We start from the raw sequence: 851 nt of genomic DNA, 5'->3' as shown, positions 1-851 counted from the left end.
GGGTACCTAAAAGGATAAGAATCGATAATTTAACCCCCGCTGTGAAGAAAAAAAGGACAAAAAATGAAGAAGCACAATTAACTGATGAATTTGTTCAATTTCAGAATTATTATGGCTTTGATGTGCAGGTATGCAATCCAAGAAGTGGCCATGAAAAAGGAAATGTTGAGAATAAAGTTGGATATATACGCTATAACTTTTTTACTTCAGCTCCAATAATGGACAGCTATGAGGGTTTAACTGATCAATTATTTCATAAATTAGAGGCGGACAGAAATAGAATTCATTATGCCAAAAACGTACGTATTGAGGACTTATGGCAGGAAGAACGGGATTATCTTCTAGCCTTACCGGAAAAGCCCTATCCTGTATTTAAAGAACATCTTGTTAAAGTAAACAAATATAATGAAGTGAAAGTGGATCAGACGTTGGTTCATGTCCCTAAGGGTGGCAACTATAGTCAATTACAAATGATATTAACATGGGATCAATTAAAGATTGTTTCACCTAATGGGGAGATATTATTGGATGACTATCGGCCATATATGAAAAAGCGAAAAGCTTTACCATGGCTTTCAATAATTAAAACATGGATTCATAAACCAAGGGTTGTAGAATATTCGCGCTATAATAAGTATTTACCGGGAAGAATTAAAGAATTTTTGTTGGTAGATAATTTAATTATTCGTCGAAAACGATTAGAAGGTCTAGCTAGTTTATTAGTTTCTCATGACATGAAGAAGATTAATGAAGAGTTCTATGAATTAATTGCACAGGATAAGCTACCTAGTGATAATAATCCTTATGAAGTGGACTGGAGTAAATACGATTCATTAGCTCCTAGAGAGGAG

General features: G+C 34.1%; 1 protein-coding gene. It reads left to right on the top strand.

Annotated features, from left to right (window positions below):
- Positions 1-851 (top strand): transposase (locus IC21_RS16865; RefSeq protein WP_035180160.1); only part of this gene is annotated, 851 nt, incomplete at both ends.

This window comes from Heyndrickxia coagulans DSM 1 = ATCC 7050 (assembly GCF_000290615.1).
Classification (GTDB): Bacteria; Bacillota; Bacilli; order Bacillales; family Bacillaceae_C; genus Weizmannia; species Weizmannia coagulans.
This window is presented reverse-complemented; position numbering and strand designations above follow the sequence as displayed.